Source organism: Dietzia sp. IBK-p2-15D (assembly GCF_057773105.1).
Map to the genome: position 1 here is coordinate 289,930 of NZ_JBYMTK010000002.1, position 14,907 is coordinate 304,836.

Genomic DNA, 14,907 nt, shown 5'->3' on the forward strand with positions numbered 1-14,907 from the left:
GATTTCAGGCCCCGCGTGCTGTTCGTCTGCGTCCACAACGCCGGGCGTTCCCAGATGGCCGCCGGTTACCTGTCCCACCTGGCCGGAGGACGCATCGACGTCCTGTCGGCCGGGTCGGCACCCAAGGATCAGATCAACCCGGTCGCCGTCGAGGCGATGGCCGAGGATGGCGTCGACATCACCTCGGCGACCCCGAAGATCCTCACCACCGACGCCGTCCGCGCGTCCGACGTGGTCATCACCATGGGCTGCGGCGACGCGTGCCCGATCTTCCCCGGCAAGCGCTACGAGGACTGGGAGCTCGCGGACCCGGCAGGCCAGGGACTCGAGGCCGTCCGCCCCATCCGCGACGAGATCAAGCGGCGGGTCAGCGCGCTGATCTCCGAACTGCTCGAGACCGGGTCGTAGCGGGCGGGCAGGGGGCTGGCCCGCTCCCCCGGACCACCTCGCCGACCGGGCAGGTTCAGCCGACGTGCCAGTGACGGCGGATGAGCTCATCCCGGTCGGCCTCACCGCTTCCGGAGTCGCCCACCTCGTCGTCGTCGTCGTTGCCGTCGTCATCGTCGTCGTCATCACCGCGTAGCCCCGCGAGCACCGAGTCGATGAGCGCGGCGGGGAACACACCGTCGGCCTCGAATATCTCGCGCTCGGCCTCCAGCACGTCGGCCGACTCCGCGCACGAGGTGGGCAGGGTCCCGAAGTCCTCGCCGTCGGCGGCGTTGAGGCGCTCGGCCTGCTCCAGGCTGCCCGGGTCGTCGAGCCCGCGCCTGGCCGCCACTGCCATGCCCGCCAGGAGCAGGTGCACGTCGGCTGAGCCGTCGCCGAGCCGGAACTCGACGGTCTGGGGGTGCGTGGCGGGCTCGGGGATCGGCTCGGAGCTGCCGGGGTTGGCGTGGGCGACCATGTCGGCCAGGACGTCGCCGCCCCAGGCCAGCGGGACCCGGACCAGGCCGGTACGGTCCTGCATCCCCCAGCAGATGTCCTCGGGCGACTCGTCGCCCTCGGCGAACCGCAGGTAGGAGGTGGGGACGGTGTTGCCGAACGCGGACAGTGCCCGGGCGGCCGAGAGGTAGCCGGCGATCAGTCTGCGCGCGGTGTCGGTGATGCCGGCGTCGTCGACGATGACGTTGGTGCCGTCGCGCACCAGGCGGCTGTGGATGTGCAGTCCGTTGCCCGCGCCGTCGCCGCTCACCAGCGGGGCGAAGGTCGCCTCGAGGCCGTGAGCGTAGGCGACCTGACGCACCACCCACTTGGTCAGGACGATGGCGTCGGCGGCCTGCTCCAGCGGGACGGGCTGGAGTTCGATCTCGTGCTGGACCAGCTGTCGCTCGTCCTCCAAGATGTTGCCGACCTCGCCGTGCACGTACTTCATCGCGACCCCCATCTCGCGGAGGTGCCCCAGCACCTGCTCGCGGACCCGCTCGTGCTTGGAGAAGGGCGCCGACTCCTGGTAGCCGCGTTCGGACTCGACGGGGTAGATCGGCTCGGGATCGGCGGCGAGGTAGTACTCCAGCTCACCGAAGGCCTCGAGCGTCATGCCGGTCTCCCGCGTGAGCACCTCGGCGGCGCGGCGCATGATCTGCTCGCGCGCGTAGGTCAGCGGCGTTCCGTCGGGTGCGTAGAACGAGCAGAGCACGTCGAGGGAGGTCCGCTCGCCGAAGGGGTTGAGGAAGGCGGTGCGGTGCCGGGGGACGATGTAGACGTCGCTGGCCTCGGTGTCGGTGCCGGGAAAGACGCTCGAGCCGTCCACCCGCTCGCCGCGGGTGAGCACCTCGTGGAGGTGCTCGCGCGAGTTGATGGGGAAGGCGAGGGTCTTGAGCCGGCCGTCGCCGCCGACATAGCGCAGGTTGACCTGGCTCAGCTCCAGCTGCTCGACCGCCCGCACGAGGTCGGCGGCGGTGAAGGCGGCGGGCGGCTTGCCCAGCAGTCGGACGAGCGGGTGGGGTTCCAGTGCGTCGATGGCCATGCCCCGTTCTACCAGCGGCGGGGCCGGCCCGCTTCCGGTCCACCGGGCGTCCGCGCGGCCGAGGACGCGCTGCAGTTGACGAGCACGTTGTGTCAGTCCACGTCCTTTGACCAGCCCCGGATACTCCAGCGATGACGCCGACGTCCACGCGAACGGTGCTCGGGCTGCTCGCGCTCCTGGTAGTAGTCGAATACCGGTAGACCGAGCTTGAAGCGGATCGCGGCCACTCGAAGGCTGAACCCCACGACCAGGGTGATCGCCGCGCCCCAGTTCTCCGGGACGCCCGCGGCCGTGAGGCCCACAAAGACGAGCGCGGCCAGGATGGCGACGCTGGCGTACAGCTCCTGCCGGAACACGAGTGGTACCCGGTCGCACAGCAGGTCACGCATGACTCCCCCGAACACGCCGGTGATGACCGCGGCGGCGACGGCGATGATGACGCCGTGGCCCATCTCGAGAGCGATCCGGGCACCGATGATCGCAAAGACCGCCAGTCCGAGTGCGTCGAGCCCCAGGAAGAGCACCCTGAAGTGCCGCATGATCGGGGCGACGACCACGGTGACGACAGCGGCCAGCGCGACCAGTGCGAGGTACGACGGATGCGCCACCCAGATGAGCGGGTAGTGGCCCAGCAGGACGTCCCGGATCGAGCCACCGCCGATCGCGGTGACGCACGCGACGATCACCACCCCGAACAGGTCCATGCGCTCGCGACCGGCGGCCAGCGCGCCGGTCATCGCCTCGGCGGTGATACCGATGAGGAACAGTATGGTGAGGAACTCCACGGGTTCGACGCGCTACTAGAACCAGAGGTCGGCGAGCAGCTCGATCGACCGGTTCCGCACGGCCGGGTCGTAGGCGTAGGTGACGGTGATGAGCTCGTCGGCGTCGGTGCGCTGGACGAACTCCTCGAGCTGCGCCTTGACCGTCGCGGGCGAGCCGACGGCGCTGATCTCGAGCATCGCGGGCGTGCTGCCGGCGAACTCGGACGGGTCGACGGGCGGCTGGATCTTGCGGCTGCGCCCGGCCCGCAGGTCGAGGAACATCTGCTGCAGCGTGGTGAACTGCCGCTGCGCCTCCTCGTCGGTGTCGGCCACGACCACGTTGATGCCGGCCATCACCTGCGGCTTGTCGATGCGCGCGGTGGGCGCCTCGGTGCTGAACGAGTCGCGGTAGACGCGGATGGCGTCATCGATCTGGTCGGGCGCGAAGTGGGAGGCCAGCGAGAACGGCAGTCCCAGCTGCCCGGCGATGGAGGCGCCGTTGACGGTGGAGCCGAGCACCCAGATCGGCACCTCCGTGTTCTGCGAGACCGACGACAGGATCGGGGTGCTGCGCGCCGTGCCCTCCTCGCCGAACCAACCCTGCAGGTCGTAGATGTGCCGAGCGAAGGCCTGCGGCTCCGCGGACGAGCGGCTCAACGCCTGGGCGGTCATGCCGTCGGTGCCGGGCGCGCGGCCCAGGCCCAGATCGATGCGGTCGCCGTGGATGTTGGCCAGCGTGCCGTACTGCTCGGCCACCATGAGCGGCGCGTGGTTGGGCAGCATGACCCCGCCGGAGCCCACGCGGATCCGCTCGGTCACCGACGCGGCCTGGGAGATGAGCAACGCCGTGGCGCTGGAGGCGAGGTTGGGGGTGTTGTGGTGCTCGGCGAACCACAGGCGCGAGTAGCCCAGCCGGTCGGCGAGCTGCGCGGACTCCATCGAGGCGGCGATGCCCTCACGCGCAGTGGAGCCTTCCGAGATGGAGACCAGGTCGAGGATGCTCAAGGGGACCGACACAACACACCTTTTTCTACGTTCACCGTTGCATAAGGGCCGTGCTGGCCCACGCCCAGAGGCTACCGATCCGCCCATGTCGGTGACGGATCACCGATCTCCCCACCCCCTGTCGGTCCAGGGAACTACCGCGAAGCACTGCGACGAAGTACGACGACGACGAGGTCCGCCGCCCCAGACCGCGTGGGCGACTGCGAGGATGCGCATTTCGGATCCCCTGGATTGTGCGCTGGGTCACACTGTGCTCATCGCGGGTCCCGCCCGCGCATCAGGTCCGTACGAAGGGTCCGAACCACATGACGACGATCGCATGACCACCGCACGCTCCGACGAACCGCTCCACCAACGGGTGACCTCGGGCGAGGCGGACCTGGACGAGTTCCGCGACCGCCTCACCGCCTGGCTCGCGGCCCGCGACGAGGTCGACGCCTCCGCAGGTGTCGAGGTCTCCGCCGTGAGCAGGCCGGAGAGTTCGGGGATGTCGAACATCTCGGTCCTCTTCGACGCCACCTGGACCCCGGCCGGCCCGGCCTCGACAGGGGGCGCAGCCGAGCCGCAGTCCGCGCAGCTGGTGGCCCGGATGTGTCCGCAGGACGACGCGTTCCCGGTGTTCCCCGACTACGACCTGGCCAAGCAGTTCGACGTGATGCGGGTGGTAGGAGAGAACACCGACCTGCCGGTCCCCCGTGTCCGCTGGCTCGAGCAGGATCCGGCCATCCTCGGCACGCCCTTCCTGGTGATGGATCGCGCCACCGGCCGCGCGCCGGTCGATAACCCCCCGTACGTCTTCGACGGCTGGTTGCTGGAGATGGACCCCGAGCAGCGCCGAGAGTTCCAGCGCGAGTCCGTGGCGGTGTTGGCATCGATCCACCAGATCCCGCGGCCTGCCGAGTTGGTGTCGTCGCTCGCCCCCGCCCCGGGCATGAGTGCCCTTCGCGCCCACGTCGACGAGCAGCGCGCCTACTACGAGTGGACGACCCGCGAGGACGGGCTCACGATCCCGGTGATCGAGCGGGCCTTCGACTGGATCGAGTCCCACTGGCCCGACGAGACCGGGCCCGATGTACTGAGCTGGGGCGACGCCCGCATCGGCAACATCCTCTACGAGGGCACCACCCCCACGGCCGTGCTGGACTGGGAGATGGCGGCCATCGCTCCGGCCGAGGTCGACCTCGGGTGGTTTCTGTACTTCCACGACCTGTTCCAGGAGCTCGCGGTCGCCTTCGACTTCCCCGGCATCCCGGACCTCTTCGACCACGGCGAGGTCGTCGAGCAGTACGAGCAGCTCACCGGCTCCACGGTCCGGGACCTGCCGTTCTACTACGTCTACGCGGGGCTGCGGCAGGCCATCATCCTGTCGCGGATCACTCGTCGTCGTATCCACTTCGGCGAGCAGGAGGCGCCCGCGAGTCCGGACGAGTACGTCCTCCACCACGCCATGCTCGCCCGGCTGATCGCTGATTGAACACCACCCTGGAGGCGTTCCACCGGCTTGCACCCGACACAATTCGATGGGGTTCGGCCAGTAATTCGGTACGGCTAAGCGTGCTCCTGCGGATAATGTCTACTCCCGGATGTGAGGCGCGATGACAAGGGAGAGCAAGTGCCGCGAATCGAAGTGGTGGCGGCAGTTTTTATTCGGGATGGCAAAGTGCTCGCCTGCCGACGGGCTCCTGGGAAGTCCGCGGAGGGCCAGTGGGAATTTCCTGGTGGAAAGATCGACGACGACGAGACTCCCGAACTCGCACTAGTTCGCGAGATTCGGGAGGAACTCGGTATATCGATCTCGGTTAACGCTCTCGTCGACAGGACCGTTACCCCGGTCGGCAACCTCGAGATTGACCTGGCCTGCTACCTCGTCTCGTCGTCAGAAGCACCCACCCGCAGCTCCGACCACGACGAACTACGCTGGCTACCTGCGACATCGCTGACATCACTTGATTGGGCGGCTCCGGACCTTCCCGCGGTAGCCATTCTTTCCTCTCCCTCCTACATGCGAGGGGCGGAGCGGCCGTGAGTTTGCCTTTGCCCGACGGGCTCTATGAATCGGTCATAACTCCCCGCCTTCAGCGGCGTCTCGACGCGACTACCGGGTCCCGAGCTATCGCCGAATTGGACCCGACTCTCGCTCCCGAGGTACTTGGTCGGCACGTTGGAGACGCGGTACGCAGACACCTTGAGTCCGTGGACCCGACCGAGCGATTAGAAGTCGCTAAGCGGCTTCTTGACGTTCTCGACTCTGAGGGCGACGACCTCGCAGGTGGGTCGCTACTTCAGGCGGTATACCCCACAGGGAAGGCAGCACCGCGTCGCCCGTCGACCCCACTCTCGGAAGGCGCCCTTCTCACTAACGCTCGAGACGAGCCCGGCCTCGGCAACGAACTCGCACTCGAGATGGAATCAGCTGATGAGGTCGACTTGCTGTGCGCATTTGTGAAGTTCACTGGCGTAACGGTCTTGGCTCCGCAGTTCGAACTGCTCGCCGATCGCGGAATAACCCCTCGGGTGCTCACGACGACGTACATGGGCGCGACTGACCGACGAGCGCTCGACGTCCTGGTCAAGGACTACGGCGCGCGGGTCAAGGTGCGGTTCGAGAAAGCGTCAACTCGCTTGCACGCTAAGGCCTGGCTCTTCCGACGTCAGTCTGGATTCGATACCGCCTACGTCGGGAGTTCGAACCTCTCCCGCGCTGCGCTCGTGGATGGACTCGAGTGGAACGTGCGATTGTCCTCGGTCGCGCACGCGGCTCAGATTGCCAAGTTCCGGACGGTCTTCGATTCGTACTGGAACCTGGCGGATTTCGAACTCTACAACCCGGACACAGACGCCGAGAAACTCGATAGAGCGCTCGAGGAGGCGGGTGGAAGGAAATCGAGTTCGGTCTTAGTCACGCTTTCCGGCTTGGAGGTACGGCCGTTCGGCCATCAACAGTTGATGCTCGATGCACTTGCGACTGAACGGGAAGTGTTTGACCACCACCGCAACCTTCTGATCGCGGCCACGGGAACCGGAAAGACTGTCGTGGCAGCGCTCGACTACCGAGCGCTTTCCGAGCAAGCCGACGGCAGGTTGCCCACGCTGCTTTTTGTCGCCCACCGCGAAGAGATCCTTGTTCAAGCATTGCGGACCTATCGCGCAGTGCTTGGGGACGGCTCGTTCGGCGAGCTATTCGTAGGTGGCGAACGGCCGCGCCACTGGAAGCATGTCTTCGCCAGCGTGCAATCACTTAACCGGGACAAGCAGGCATCTGAGGAGTGGGGTGTCCTCGTCATTGACGAGTTCCACCACGCCGAGGCGGCCAGCTACAGACGGTTGCTTTCCAGCATTACAGCGCGGGAAGTGCTCGGGTTGACTGCCACTCCTGAGCGCGCAGACGGCGTCGACGTGCGAGAACTTTTTGACGGGCGCACGGCGTATGAACTGAGACTGTGGGACGCCCTTGAGCAGGACTTGCTGTGCCCGTTTCACTACTACGGCATCTCCGACAACACCGACCTGCGTGACGTGGAGTGGACTGCCGGCCAATACAGTCCCGGCGCACTTTCGGATCTATACACGGGAAACGATGCTCGCACCCTGCTCGTCATTAAGGCGCTCCGAGAGAAGGTGCTAGATCCGACTCGGATGCGGGCGCTTGGGTTCTGCGTCACGGTGGACCACGCAAAGTACATGGCCGAAGCGTTCACCGCGCGCGGACTTCCATCCGCCGTCATTGTCGGTACCACCGACGCGGACGAACGCCGGGCTCTCGTCGAGCGCCTACGGTCCGGCGAACTCCGGTGCATCTTTACCGTTGACGTTTTTAACGAGGGCGTCGACATCCCCTCGGTTGATGTTGTCCTCATGCTTCGGCCAACCGCGAGTTCCACGGTGTTCATTCAGCAACTCGGCAGAGGCTTGCGTCGGTCACCGGGCAAGGCCGTGCTAATTGTCCTGGACTTTGTCGGCCAGCATCGCGCTGACTTCGATCTTGCTGGGCGGTTCCACGCCATGACCGGCCTCTCACGACGACGGCTTGAGTCCGACTTAGACGTGGGTTTCCCATCTCTTCCCGGCGCCTCTCGCATTGTCCTCGACGAGGTGTCACAAGAGGAAGTGCTCCGGTCTATTAAAGCGGCGGTGAAGGCTAACTCGAAGAACGCTCTGGCGAAGGACCTGCGGTCTCTCGGTGCAGTCCCCAGGCTCACCGAGTTCCTTAACGAGACCAACCGACAACTGGACGACATCTATCGCACTGATCGTTCCTGGACGACGATCGTGTCAATCGCGGCCGGAAAACCCGAGCCCGACGGCCAGGAGAAGAAGCTCCTCAAGAGACTTCAGCGGTTGAGGACGGTCGACGATCTCGATCGGATTCGGGAATACACCCGCGTGAGCGAAGGCATCTTGAGCGGCCAGCCCTTCTCCCGGGATGACGTATGGGCGTCGATGCTCATCGACTACCTCCTGCCCTCGCAATCGACGCCCGACTTCGAGCACACGATCGCGGAACTCGCTACGTATCCCCGCTTGTTCGAGGAGATTGTTCAGCTGATGGAGGCGTCTACGAGGAACATTCACCACGTTCCCCTCCCGCTGGATGGCAACCTCGCAGATCTGCCCTTGCGCTCCCACGCGAGCTATAGCCGCGAAGAGTTGCTGTCAGCGCTGGATTGGCGCGGAAAGGACGGGAGGCCGCAGGGTTCTCGGGAAGGTGTCGCCTGGTCAGAGATTCATCAGACGGACATCTTCTTCATCAACCTCCACAAGGACGAGAAAATCTTCAGCCCGTCTACGATGTACCGCGACGTCCCGGTCTCGTCCACTCTGTTCGACTGGGAGTCGCAGTCGAACACCTCCCAGGAATCTAAGGCCGGACGCCGCTACCTCGCCCAACGCGAAGCAGGGACTAACGTGTTGCTCGCGGTCCGCAATTCGCCAAAGGACGACGTTTCGACCGCGCCTTTCGTGCTTCTAGGCAACGCGGACTACGTGTCCCACTCCGGCGAGCGGCCGATTCAGATCCGCTGGAGACTCCGGCGCCCGATGCCGACCGACATCCTGGCCCGAGCCTCCGCCTTAGGAGTCTGAAGACGCGCAATCACTCACTTGCCGGCTTCCGACGGCTGCTCGTGCGTTAGCTGGTCTTTGACTTCTCGGCCCGGCCACTCCCCTAAAGTCGAGACTTAGAGGATCAAAACACGCCACTTCGAGAAATGCGGACACGTCTCCTAACGCATTGATTTCCTCACTTCTACCCACGATGCAGTTTCGAAATCGACTGCCCACTAGATTTGACTGACATATACTTCTGCGCATGCCTATTTGCGCCACCAAGAATGCCCACTTCGAACCCAGCAAGGCTATCGCAGGACGACTTGCACTGAGTCTCGCTTCAACGTCAGCCCTTCTCCTACTGGCAGCGTGTGGCGGGTCCGATGGCGCAGACGAACCAATCGGCGCAACAACTGGAAGCTATTCAGCACAGCCCGAATCGCTGCAAGTCGATGCGCCGATTGGCAGCAATTCGGCACCGTCTGAATCGGCTTTAACGCCCGCCATTGCCGGTCCTGGCATTTATACTTTCGAGTACGAAGGTGCGACCGGAAATATCCTGGTCCCAACACCGACCACCGACCCGCGACTAGCAGAATTCGAGTCCTATCGCAAACTCGCTGACGGGGCGCCTGCCACCTACTTCGTTGTCGAAGTCGACAATATGAATGGTTCGGAGAACCTTAACCTGTACCATGCCGCGATTACGACTGACACAGGCGCGCAATTTGAAGCGGAAAACATCGGAGACCTAATTGACGAATGGCGAAACGCCTTTTCTACCGATACCGAAGAAGGACGCGAAAACTACAATATCGGCGTCAACCTTAGCAACGAAAACATGTTTTACCTTAGGCCTGGCGCAAAGGGTACGGCGGTTCTGGCATTCAGCGGAGAGCTGGAAGGGACGCCAGCTCGGGTCTACGTCTCACCAGCAGGTGCAATGTCAGAGGTTGAAGCGACGAAAAAGGAAGGATAGCGACGCGTCTCTGACTACCGATTTCTACGCTGCGCCGAAAACACTTCTACCAACTCGTGGCACACCCCCGCTCACGACGTGCTGGACCTGGGGGGTGTGCGCCGAAAGGCCCCTGCCGGCTCGCCGCGCTCGGCGCACACCCCGTCGATGTACTGCACCACCGGGGCGACGAGGCCGGCCGGGAGGTCGGGCAGCTCGTCGTCGTCACACTCCCACGTCAGCACGTGGAACCGGTCCCCCAGCCGCGCCGCGACACCCGCCCACAGCTCCCGCGCCGGCACGCCGGGGCCCGGCCCGCACACGAGCAGCGGCAGGTCCGGGGTGCCAGCGAGGGTCTCGCCGGTGATGCGCAGCGGTCATGGTCGTCCTCCTCGGGTGCGGTCCGCGCGCTGCAGGACCACGTCGATGATCAGGTCGGTGGCGCCGACTTACCTGCAGACACGTTTGAGGATGTGCAATGCGGTAACGGGTGACTGTCCTGAGCTCGGGAGACTGCGCACCTCGTCGTCGTCGCCATAACACCCACCCCCCAACACCCCTTTTCCCACCCAGCGGAATCGTTTGGTGACGCGCACCACACCCGCGCCACAGTGTCCTCATCCCCACCCGGGCGCGCGTGCGAAGCTCCCCCGCGGTGACTCCCCGGCGCGCCGGGACCACTTCTCGAAAGGACACCCCATGGGCGACATCCGGGCCCTCGGCTACCTCACCATCGACACCACCGACCTCGACCGCTGGCGCACCCTCGCCCACGATGTGCTGGACCTGGGCGTGGGCGCCGGCGGCGACGACGACACCCTCCACTTGCGCCTCGACGAGCGCGCCCGCCGCATCACGCTGCGCCGCGCGGAGAAGGACAACCTCGCCGCCGTGGGCTGGGAGGTGCGCGACGAGATCGCCCTGGACCGCGTCCGGGCCACCCTCACCGAGCACGGCATCGCCTACCGCGACCTCACCCACGACGAGACACAGGCCATCAAGGTCGACGGCGCCATCACCCTGGACGACCCCTGCGGCCAGCGCCTGGAGATTTTCCACGGCGCCGAGCTCGACCACTCCAAGGTCTCCACCAAGTACCGCACCGAGTTCGTCACCGACGAGCTGGGCCTGGGCCACCTCGTGGTCCCCACCACCGACTACGACGCCACCATCGGCTTCTACCGCGACGTGCTGGGCTTCCACACCCGCGGCGCCTTCCCGTTCCCCTCGGCGCCCGGCATGCCGCCGCTGCGCATCCAGTTCATGGGCGTCAACCCGCGCCACCACAGTTTCGCCGTGATGCCCGCCCCGCACATGGGCCCCGGAATCGTCCACATCATGCTCGAGGTGGCCGAGATGGACATGGTCGCCCAGGCCATGGAGCGCACCACCGAGCACGGGTTCGGCATCTCCTCCACCCTCGGCCGCCACACCAACGACAAGATGGTGTCCTACTACCTGCGCGCGCCCGGCGGCTGGGACATCGAGTTCGGCTACGACGGCCTCATGGTGGACGAGGACCAGTACCTGCCCCAGAACATCACCGCCGACAGCTACTGGGGCCATGACTGGTCCGGCAGCGAGCCCCTGGCCTGCACCATCCCGCTCGAGGAGCCCGCCGCCGAGGCCGTGGCCGAATCCCTGTCCGAGCCCGTGGTGGAGACCGCCTGACGCACTGACGCTTCCTACGCGCCCCTGACCTCGATCAGCTCCCACCACCGCGCGGGCATGCTGCTGGGCGCTCTGCACCGCCGCCGAGTGGCTGCTGCGTCCGCGCAGGTACCGCTCGTCGACGCGACCCTCGGTGTAGCGGGTGACGATGTCTGCCGGGTCCTCCGCCTGGTCGACGCGGCCGTAGAAGAGACCGTGCGGCAGGACGAGCATCGTCGCGGCGAAGCGGTCGCCGCCCGGCTACTGAGCCGGATGCGTGGTCCTCGGCCGGTGCTCACGGACCGGGAGTCCGAGGTCCTGCGCGCCGTGGCCGAGGGGGCTCGAGCAACCGGCAGCCCGCCGAGTCGCTGCACCTGTCCGAAGGCACGGTCAAGACCCATCTCGTGCATGTCTTGAGAGAGGGCGCTGTGAGACCGGCGCCGTCATCGTCCGGCGCAAGAACTCGGCCGTGATCCTGCCGGCGTGGCGGCTGTGCGGGGTCAGGCCGGCGAGCACCGGGAACGCGTGGACTGCCGAGTACCACCGATGGGTCTCGACGGGCCGCCCGGCCGCGTGGAGGCGTTCGGTCAGCTGGAGCGCGGCCGATTCCACGAGTTCGCCCGCAGCCAGGGTGATCAGCGTCGGCGGGAACACCTCCGGATCGCAGGTGAGCATCGAACGGCTGCTCTCCAGCCCGTCGGCGTGGTGCTGCCACAGCCTCTGGAACCGCTGCACCGTGACGGCCGGTTGGTAGGAGTCGCGCGTGGCCCACGGCCCCTCACGCACCTCGCCATCGACGTCGAGCAGGGGCGAGTAGCCCACCATCGCGGCGGGCTGGCGGACGCCATCGCGGGCGGCCAACTCGCAGATCGCGGCGGCCAAGTACCCGCCCGCCGAGTCCCCGGCCACCACGATCCGGTGATCCGCGGGCAGTTGCTCGGACAGAGCGCGATACCCGGCGTAGGCATCCGCGACCACGGTCGCCAGGTCGACCTCCGGCAGCATCCGGTAGTCCAGCGAGTGCACGGTCACGCCGAGGTCTATCGCCAGCCGGCCGCAGAGCCCACGGTGGGTGCCGGGGCCGCAGAAGACGAACGCGCCGCCGTGGAGGTAGAGCAGGGTCACGTCGGCCAATGCGTCCGGGCCGACGGAATCGGGGGTCGACGTCTCGGCCGCGGTGCCGCCGAGCACGGTCCGTTCCACACGCACCCCGGCGGGGCCCGCCAGTCGCGAGAACCCGCGCTCGACTTCGGCCAGCCCCCGGATCCCGGCGCCGGTCATGGGCCAGAAGCGGTACACCTGACGGAGCGTCGCCCGCCCGGCCCAGTAGAGCAACCGGGACTGCAGGTCGACCTCACGATGGATGGTGACGGAGGGGTCTGTCCGAGTGGTCAAGAGCGGGACGATCCTTGCGTTCGTAGGAGAGTGCGCTGCTTCCGGCGACCCTTGGCGGCCATCAGCGGCAGGAGGGCGGACGCCAGGCGGGGGAACGCGGCACCCAGCCTGGCCAGCGCCCCGCGCCTAGCCGGGACGGCCGTAACCGGGCGCCGCGACTCCAGCACCCTGCCCACCGCGCGCACCACGTCCTCCGACTGCAGGAGGACACCCGAGAACGACAGCGCCGCCTGCGGGTCCTCGAGTTTGTCGAAGAGCATCGGGGTCCAGATGCCGTCCGGGCAGATGCACGAGATGTCGATATCGTCCACCCCGGCCAGCCGCAGGTCGGCGGCCGTGCTGGAACTGAAGCCCATCACCGCGTGTTTGGACGCCGCGTAGACGGCCTCGCCCGGGACCGCGGAGATCCCCGCCAGCGAGACGATGTTGACGATGTGCCCGCCACTGCCGGTCGCGCCGGTGCCCGGGATACCAGCGCTGCGGGCGCGCATGGCCTCGATCGCGGCGACCGTGCCGTTGATCGTCCCCAGCGCGTTGACTTCCAGCATGAGCCGCCGCTGGTCGTCGGTCTGCTCCCACGCCGGGCCGGTGAGCAGGACGCCGGCGTTGTTGACCCACACGTCCACGCCCCCGGTCTCCGCGACCAGCCGGTCCCGGGCCTCGTCGACCTGCCCGCGATCGCGGACGTCGACAGCGGCCCAGAGCGCACCCCGCCCGATCTCCGCGGCCGCCGTCCGGGACGACTGCTCGTCCAGATCGGTGATCATGACGCGATACCCGCGGTCGGCCAGCAGGCCCGCGATATCTCGGCCCAGGCCGCGACCGGCCCCGGTCACGAGCGCGCTGCGGATCCTCGTCGTCGTCGTCACTTCCCGTCCCTCAGTCCGGCGCGGATCTCGCCGTAGGAGATCCCACCGTGGCAGTACGTCGGCACCACCGGCCAGAAACGCTTCCACGGCGCCAGTTCGGTGGAGGGCAGGATCTGCAGCCAGCGCGGGTCGGTCGGGCACGGGTCGGCGAGCGTCTTCTCCTTGATCATGGAGTCGTACTGGTCCAGCGCGTCCTCGAGGGTGTTGGCGTTGGGGCAGATCTCGCGGCCGTACTCGCGGTGGTAGCGGCGCACGCCGGGGATCTTCGACAGCTCCGGCTGCCAGTTGTCCAGGGAGATGCCGTTCTCGGAGGACACCCACACGCCGTCCGGGGTGTTGATGACCAGCGAGTGGTTGCCGTCCGTGTGGCCGGGCGTCCACAGCAGGGCGATGCCGGGGCCGAGCTCGATGTCGCCGTCGAACACGGCGAACCTGTCCCGGTGGACGCCGTCGAGTCCGTCCTCGACGTACCAGGCCCATTGCATGGGGTGCAGGTCCTCCAGGGTGGCCAGTTCGCGGCGGTGCACGAGCAGCTGCGCGTCGCCGAACAGGGCGGTGCGCGGCGTCGGCTCGCCCGCGATCACCTCGCTCGAGCCGAGAATCATCCGGGGGTCCTGCACGTGCAGGTGGTCGAACGTGAGGAAGTCCACGTGCTCCGGCCGCAGCCCCACCTTCGCCAGGGCCTCGCCGGGCTCGTTGAAGTACTTGAGAATCGCCTTGCTGGCCAGGCGGCCGCCGGGGACGGCGTCGACCAGCCTCTCCAGACTGGCGTAGAACGGCGCCTTGGCGGAACCGGCGGGGACGGTCGGCTCGAACACCAGGGTGCGGGGCCGACCGTTCCAGTCGTCGTACTGGACCACCACCATGCGGTTGATCATGGTGACCAACGGCAGGCTGGGCACCGACACCGCGTTGTCGAAGGCGTACTTGACCGGGTACGGCGCCCCGGCCACGTCGACTGACCGCACCGCCCGCACCTGCCCCTGCTGCACGAACCGCTTCTTGTACTCGGCGGCCGCCGAGCGCACCGCCCTCAGCCGCTCGCCCCGCGGCCACACGTCGTGGACGCCGTCGAATTCGGGGATCGGCCGCGCGCCGATCTGCTCGAGCATGGGTCCGGACACCTGGTCCGAACGCGGTGGATCTTCGCGCAGCATCGTTCGCTCCTCCTCGCCGATGGGGTGGCCGCCCGGGGGGCGCCGGTCGTTCCCGCGGTCGACACCAGCATCCGGTGTCCGGCGGCGGGAAACTTGT

At 67.0% G+C, this 14,907-nt stretch carries 13 protein-coding genes and 1 pseudogene; 6 read left to right on the forward strand and 8 right to left on the reverse strand.

The genetic code is table 11. The features are described from left to right. The first annotated feature begins 15 nt into the window (after window positions 1-15). Entirely contained in the window at window positions 16-408 is a 393-nt protein-coding gene (locus AC3DEV_RS04245) for an arsenate reductase ArsC (RefSeq protein ID WP_386850697.1), read from the forward strand. Window positions 409-463: 55 nt separating this feature from the next. Here the strand turns inward: AC3DEV_RS04245 and AC3DEV_RS04250 are convergent, their stop codons facing one another. The 3 genes from AC3DEV_RS04250 to AC3DEV_RS04260 form a co-directional block, all read right to left on the reverse strand. Beyond that, window positions 464-1,966: a glutamine synthetase beta-grasp domain-containing protein gene (locus tag AC3DEV_RS04250; RefSeq protein ID WP_488371387.1), complete on the reverse strand. Its 1,503-nt coding sequence runs from the start codon at window positions 1,964-1,966 to the stop codon at window positions 464-466. Between the two features lie 92 nt (window positions 1,967-2,058). Further along, the gene (locus AC3DEV_RS04255; protein ID WP_488371388.1) at window positions 2,059-2,751 is read right to left on the reverse strand and encodes a trimeric intracellular cation channel family protein; all 693 of its coding nucleotides are present in this window, start codon (window positions 2,749-2,751) and stop codon (window positions 2,059-2,061) included. Window positions 2,752-2,766: 15 nt separating this feature from the next. Then, window positions 2,767-3,747 (reverse strand): LLM class flavin-dependent oxidoreductase, encoded by a 981-nt coding sequence (locus AC3DEV_RS04260; RefSeq protein ID WP_488371389.1) that lies wholly within the window; start codon window positions 3,745-3,747, stop codon window positions 2,767-2,769. Window positions 3,748-4,054: 307 nt separating this feature from the next. Here AC3DEV_RS04260 and AC3DEV_RS04265 point away from each other — a divergent pair, with 307 nt between their 5' ends. The 4 genes from AC3DEV_RS04265 (at window position 4,055) to AC3DEV_RS04280 (ending at window position 9,760) form a co-directional block, all read left to right on the forward strand. Continuing rightward, on the forward strand, window positions 4,055-5,209 hold the full coding sequence (locus tag AC3DEV_RS04265) for a phosphotransferase family protein (protein WP_488371390.1): 1,155 nt from the start codon (window positions 4,055-4,057) through the stop codon (window positions 5,207-5,209). A 138-nt stretch (window positions 5,210-5,347) separates the two neighbouring features. After that, on the forward strand, window positions 5,348-5,761 hold the full coding sequence (locus AC3DEV_RS04270; RefSeq protein WP_488371391.1) for a (deoxy)nucleoside triphosphate pyrophosphohydrolase: 414 nt from the start codon (window positions 5,348-5,350) through the stop codon (window positions 5,759-5,761). A gap of 8 nt (window positions 5,762-5,769) precedes the next feature. Next, window positions 5,770-8,817: a DUF3427 domain-containing protein gene (locus AC3DEV_RS04275; protein WP_488371492.1), complete on the forward strand. Its 3,048-nt coding sequence runs from the start codon at window positions 5,770-5,772 to the stop codon at window positions 8,815-8,817. 226 nt (window positions 8,818-9,043) lie between these two features. After that, on the forward strand, window positions 9,044-9,760 hold the full coding sequence (locus AC3DEV_RS04280) for a hypothetical protein (RefSeq protein ID WP_488371392.1): 717 nt from the start codon (window positions 9,044-9,046) through the stop codon (window positions 9,758-9,760). 71 nt (window positions 9,761-9,831) lie between these two features. On the opposite strand, the gene AC3DEV_RS04285 is transcribed toward AC3DEV_RS04280, so the two are convergent. Continuing rightward, window positions 9,832-10,041, reverse strand: a complete 210-nt coding sequence (locus AC3DEV_RS04285; RefSeq protein ID WP_488371393.1) for a hypothetical protein — start codon at window positions 10,039-10,041, stop codon at window positions 9,832-9,834. 397 nt (window positions 10,042-10,438) lie between these two features. On the opposite strand from AC3DEV_RS04285, the gene AC3DEV_RS04290 reads away from it, so the two are divergent. After that, window positions 10,439-11,410 (forward strand): VOC family protein, encoded by a 972-nt coding sequence (locus AC3DEV_RS04290; RefSeq protein WP_488371394.1) that lies wholly within the window; start codon window positions 10,439-10,441, stop codon window positions 11,408-11,410. Window positions 11,411-11,440: 30 nt separating this feature from the next. On the opposite strand, the pseudogene AC3DEV_RS04295 reads toward AC3DEV_RS04290, so the two are convergent. The 4 genes and pseudogenes from AC3DEV_RS04295 to AC3DEV_RS04310 all read right to left on the reverse strand — a co-directional run. Then, window positions 11,441-11,647, reverse strand: a pseudogene (locus tag AC3DEV_RS04295) (sucrase ferredoxin); the annotation flags it as partial. Window positions 11,648-11,779: 132 nt separating this feature from the next. Beyond that, window positions 11,780-12,784 carry an alpha/beta hydrolase gene (locus AC3DEV_RS04300; protein ID WP_488371395.1) on the reverse strand — a complete coding sequence of 335 codons (1,005 nt, stop codon included), beginning with the start codon at window positions 12,782-12,784 and terminating at the stop codon, window positions 11,780-11,782. Continuing rightward, window positions 12,781-13,653: an SDR family oxidoreductase gene (locus AC3DEV_RS04305; RefSeq protein WP_488371396.1), complete on the reverse strand. Its 873-nt coding sequence runs from the start codon at window positions 13,651-13,653 to the stop codon at window positions 12,781-12,783. The genes AC3DEV_RS04300 and AC3DEV_RS04305 overlap by 4 nt, the downstream gene beginning before the upstream one ends. After that, complete coding sequence (locus AC3DEV_RS04310) at window positions 13,650-14,810, reverse strand: MBL fold metallo-hydrolase (RefSeq protein WP_488371397.1); 1,161 nt, start codon at window positions 14,808-14,810, stop codon at window positions 13,650-13,652. Before AC3DEV_RS04310 ends, AC3DEV_RS04305 begins: the two co-directional genes overlap by 4 nt. Window positions 14,811-14,907: the final 97 nt, after the last annotated feature.

Bases quoted from the DNA above. Each gene is read 5' to 3' on its own strand.
- AC3DEV_RS04310 (WP_488371397.1), bottom strand. From the start codon at position 14,810: ATGCTGCGCGAAGATCCACCGCGTTCGGACCAGGTGTCCGGACCCATG.
- AC3DEV_RS04280 (WP_488371392.1), top strand. From the start codon at position 9,044: ATGCCTATTTGCGCCACCAAGAATGCCCACTTCGAACCCAGCAAGGCT.
- AC3DEV_RS04290 (WP_488371394.1), top strand. From the start codon at position 10,439: ATGGGCGACATCCGGGCCCTCGGCTACCTCACCATCGACACCACCGAC.
- AC3DEV_RS04250 (WP_488371387.1), bottom strand. From the start codon at position 1,966: ATGGCCATCGACGCACTGGAACCCCACCCGCTCGTCCGACTGCTGGGC.
- AC3DEV_RS04265 (WP_488371390.1), top strand. From the start codon at position 4,055: ATGACCACCGCACGCTCCGACGAACCGCTCCACCAACGGGTGACCTCG.